Annotated in this window: 3 protein-coding genes; 1 reads left to right on the top strand and 2 read right to left on the bottom strand. The window is 68.9% G+C overall.

The genetic code is table 11. The features are described from left to right. Nucleotides 1-233 precede the first annotated feature (233 nt). Nucleotides 234-902: a cytochrome b/b6 domain-containing protein gene (locus tag ROR02_RS15980; RefSeq protein WP_147165044.1), complete on the top strand. Its 669-nt coding sequence runs from the start codon at nt 234-236 to the stop codon at nt 900-902. Nucleotides 903-1,123: 221 nt separating this feature from the next. Here ROR02_RS15980 and ROR02_RS15985 read toward each other — a convergent pair whose 3' ends face one another. Together ROR02_RS15985 and ROR02_RS15990 are read right to left on the bottom strand one after the other, a co-directional pair. Further along, nucleotides 1,124-2,548: an HlyD family type I secretion periplasmic adaptor subunit gene (locus tag ROR02_RS15985; RefSeq protein WP_147165045.1), complete on the bottom strand. Its 1,425-nt coding sequence runs from the start codon at nt 2,546-2,548 to the stop codon at nt 1,124-1,126. After that, complete coding sequence (locus ROR02_RS15990; protein ID WP_147165046.1) at nt 2,545-4,287, bottom strand: peptidase domain-containing ABC transporter; 1,743 nt, start codon at nt 4,285-4,287, stop codon at nt 2,545-2,547. The genes ROR02_RS15985 and ROR02_RS15990 overlap by 4 nt, the downstream gene beginning before the upstream one ends. Between the last annotated feature and the right edge of the window lie 144 nt (nt 4,288-4,431).

Raw genomic sequence — 4,431 nt, forward strand, 5'->3', positions numbered from 1 at the left:
GGGGGCTCCGGGGCATCGCCCCGGGCGGGTGTGGGCGGCAGCCCACCGGGCGCTAAAGCGCCCGAAAACCCAACACGCGCGCCAAAGCGCCCGAAAGCTCCCCCCCCCTCCCCGCATGAACCAACGATGAACGCCCCCCTCATGCCCGGTTCATGGCCGCCCCGGCAGGGTCTGGCTTTCCGGAGGCGGCGCTGGTGTCCGCCCCCGCCTGCCTGGCCTGGAGGGTTTAACCTATGGAGACATCGCCTACGCCTTCTTCCGAACCGCGCGAGATACCGGTTTGGGATGCCATCGTGCGCTATGGGCACTGGTTCCTGGTCGTGGCCTTTGCCGCGGCCTATGCCTCGGGTGACGAGGTCATGGGACTGCACACCCTGGCCGGATACGGCATTGCGATCGTGATCATCGCCCGGGTGATCTGGGGGTTCATCGGCTCGCCGCACGCCCGGTTCAGTGATTTCGTCAAGGGACCGGGGGCTGTGTTCGCCTATCTGGGTGGCACGGCGTCCGGACGCAGCCCGCGCTATATCGGCCACAACCCGGCCGGAGGGGCCATGGTCCTGGCGCTGCTCGCCTGCCTGATCGCCACCACCTGGACCGGGATGGTGGTGCTGGCCCAGGAGAAGCACCAGGGCCCCCTCGCGCCCTTTTACACCACCACGGCCAGCGCCGAACCCGCATCAGGCCTGTTCATCGGCACCGCGCGCGCCGACGACGATCACGACGGCAAGCGCGGGCACGAGGGCTCCCACCGCGAGAGCGCGATGGAAGAGGCGCACGAGTTCTTCGCCAATCTGATGCTGGTTCTGATTGCCCTGCATGTCACGGGCGTCGTGACCTCCAGCCTCGCGCACCGGGAAAACCTGGTGCGGGCCATGATCACCGGGCGCAAGCGGGCCTGACCCCCGCTCGCGCCGCTAGAGTTTGTCAGGGAAAAGCGGGGGCCTCTTTTCCCGAAAAGACAAACTCAAACAAAGAGATCCAGTGTCTGTCCGCTTCAACGTGAAACGGACGGACACTGGACCGGGCCCCCGGGATCCTCTCCCCCCGGGGCCCCGGTTCCGCGCCTTCCTCCCCGCGCCTTCCTCCCCGCGCCTTCCTCCGGGACGCCCCGGTCCTGGCTTCAGCGCTCGCGGAAGGCTTCGTGGCGCAGTTTCAAGACCGGACGAACCAGGTATTCCACCACGGTGCGGGTCCCGGTGTGGATGTCCACGATCGCTTCCATGCCCGGCTTGATCTCGTACTGCCCGGCCGTGGCGCCCAGGTAGGTTTTTTCGGTGCGCACCATCACCCGGTAATAGGCGAGCCCCTTTTCATCCACCGTGGTATCGGGCGCGACCAGGGTCACGGTGCCGTCCAGGCCGCCGTAGCGAGCGTAATCGTAGGTCGTCACCTTCACCGTGGCTTTCTGCCCCTCGGTCACGTAGCCGCGATCGACCGGGTTGAGGCGCGCGGCGACCACCAGCACATCCTCGACCGGGACGATTTCCATGATCGGCTCGCCCGGATTGATCACGGCGCCGTGGGTGGTGTGCTTGATGTTTTTCACGATGCCCTTGGCCGGGCTGCGGATCAACGTGCGCTCGTCTTGATCCTCGGCCCGCGACAGGCGGTCCTTGAGCTGGACGATTTCGCGTTCCACGTCGCCGATGTTCTCCCGGGCCTCGCGGCGGAACGACAGGGCGGTTTCGCGCTCACGCTCCAGGACTTCCCCCAACGCGGCCTCGGTGCGGGCGATGGCCGGGGTCAGGGCGTCGATCTTGCCCTTCAGGTCCTCCAGCTGGGCCGAGATTTCCAGATGCGCCAGCTGGTGGGTCAGACCGTCGCGCAGGAGCCCGGCCGAGATGTTGAAGCGCTTCTGGGTGATGGCCAGGCTGGCTTTGGCCGCTTCCAGTTGGGCTTGCAGCTCCTGGACCTCGTTGGACCGCTGCACCTTCTGTTCGGCCAGAACCTTGAGGGTGCTTTGCAACTCTGACAGACGGGCCTGGTGGGTGGCGGACTCGTTGGCGGCCAGGACCGGCCGGCGCGCCGCCACGTCGGACGGGAAGGCCAGCGGCCCGCCGTCGGCCTCGGCACGCAGGCGGGCCAGGGTCAGGGCCAGGCCATCCAGGCGGGCCTCGATCTCGGGCCGGCTCATCGAGGTGGTGGACAGGGCGAGGCGGATCAGGGGGGCCCCCTCCTCCACCGCGTCGCCTTCCTCCACGTAAAGATCGGTGAGAATCCCCCCTTCCAGATGCTGGATGATCTTGGTCTTGCCTTCGGGCACGACCTCGCCCGGGGCGGTGGCCACCTCGTCGAGGCGGGCCTGGGACGCCCAGCCGATCAGCACCGCGAGCAACACCATGACCACCCGCGCCGGCCCCTTCCACGTCGGCAGGGGATGGCGGGCCAGCAGGCCGTCCAGGGTGGGGGGGGCGCCCGCCTCGGCCTTGCGTTCGCGCGTCGTGCGCCCGGAAGAAGGCGGAGAGGGCGGCGGGGAAGGGGTCGGCGCGGGAAGCGGGCTGCCTGCCTCGGGAGACGGCGCCAGGGGAGGCGTAAACTCGTTCATGACGACCGCTCCCCCGGACGGCGGGAGGGAAACAGGCGCGGCAGGATGTCGCCCGCCGGCCCGTGCGCCGCGATCCGGCCTTTTTGCATGACGACCACGCTTTTGCAGCGCGAGAGCAGCAGCGGACTGTGGCTGACCACCACCACGGTGCGGGTGCGCGCCAGCTCGGCCAGGGTGTGGGCCAGCCCTTCCTCGGCCAGGCGATCCAGGCTCGACGAAGGCTCATCCAGCAGCAAGACGGGCGGCGTGCCGGCCAGGGCGCGGGCCAGGGCCACGCGCTGACGCATGCCCCCCGACAGCAGCCGCCCGCCCTCGCCGATCCGGGTGGCGTAGCCATCGGGCAGATCCAGGACCATCTCGTGGACCTGGGCGGCGCGCGCGGCCGCCGCCACGCCCTCGTCGTCCAGGTCCGGGTGGCCCATGGCGATGGCGTCGCGGATGGTGCCCTCGAACAGCACGATCTCCTGGGGCAGGTAGCCCACCCACCCCGCCAACTCGGCGCGGGTGAACTGGGCCACGTCGGCCCCATCCAGCAGCACACGCCCCTCGGCCGGGGGATAGAGGCCCAAAAGCACCTTGAGGAAGGTGGTCTTGCCGCTGCCGTTGGGCCCGACCAGGGCGGTGATGCCGCCCGGTTCGATGGTCAGGCTCACCCCTTCCAGGCGCGGCGGCCCGTCGGGCTTGTAGCGAAACGTGATCGCCTCGGCTTGCAGGCGCCCCGACGGCGGCGCGAGAGCCAGAGCCTGGGTGCGGCGATCCTCGGGCAGGCCCAGGAAGGCATCAAGCCGGCGCATCGATTGCCGGAACCCGGCGAAGGTCCGCCAGCTGCCCATTAACTGATTCAAGGGCGCCAGCAGCCGCCCGCCCAGCATGTTGGCCGCCACCAGCCCGCCCACGGTCATCGCCTGATCCATGATCGCGAGCGCCCCCACCGTGGTCATGGCCACCGAGGTGCTGACCGACAGCACCAGACCCAGGTTGGTGTAGCGATCGACCAGGCCGCCGCGCCGGATCGAGCCCGCCACCTGGGTGGCCAGGAGGCGTTCGTACTCGGGCGCCAGGGAGCGCTCCAGCGCCAGGGCCTTGACCGTGGTCCGCCCGCGCAGGACCTCGCCCAGCAGACCGTCGCGCCCGCCCACGCTGTCGCGTTCGTGCATCGAAGCCTTGTGGATCGCGCGCCCCGACAGGATGGCCAGCCCCACGAACACCCCGAAAGCCGTGACCAGGACCCACCCCACCGGCTGCGCCAGCAAGAACACCATGATCAGGAAAAAGGTGGTGAAGGGCAGATCGCAGATCAGCAAGGCGGCGGCGCCCGACACGGTGTTGCGCACCACGTCCACGTCGCGAAACAGGCGCTGCCATGCGTCGGCCGGGCGTTCCTCCAAAACGCGCAAGGGAAGCGCGTTCAGCTTCTCGAACACGCGCCGGCCCAGGTCGATCTCCAGGCGCAGGGCCACGGTTTGCATGATGCGCGTGCGCGCCTGGCGCATGATGAAATCGAAGGACAGCAGCATCGCCATGCCCAGGACCAGCCCCTGAAGGGTTGAAAGCCCATGGTGATACACAACCCGGTCGTAGATCTGGAGCACGAACACCGGCGAGGCCAGCGCGGTCAGATTGACGAACAAGGACAAGGCCAGCAGTTCATGAAAGGCGCGGCCCAGCGGGCCCAGGACGGTGCGAACCGCCGAGGGAGGGGGGCGGTCCGGATCAAGGGGCAAGGACGCCGTCGTCATGGGCTCACCCGAGAGGTTACGGAAAAACGGCCGCGAGTCTAGCACGTGGCCTGTCCCGGCGACAGCGGATCGGGCCCCACCTCCTGGGGCAATCGGGTGAACCGATTGCCCCGGCGTTTTTTCAATGCCCTCAAGCGCCGGGCG

Origin of the sequence: Pararhodospirillum oryzae, from assembly GCF_007992075.1 — a bacterium.
In the GTDB taxonomy this organism is placed as follows: domain Bacteria; phylum Pseudomonadota; class Alphaproteobacteria; order Rhodospirillales; family Rhodospirillaceae; genus Pararhodospirillum; species Pararhodospirillum oryzae.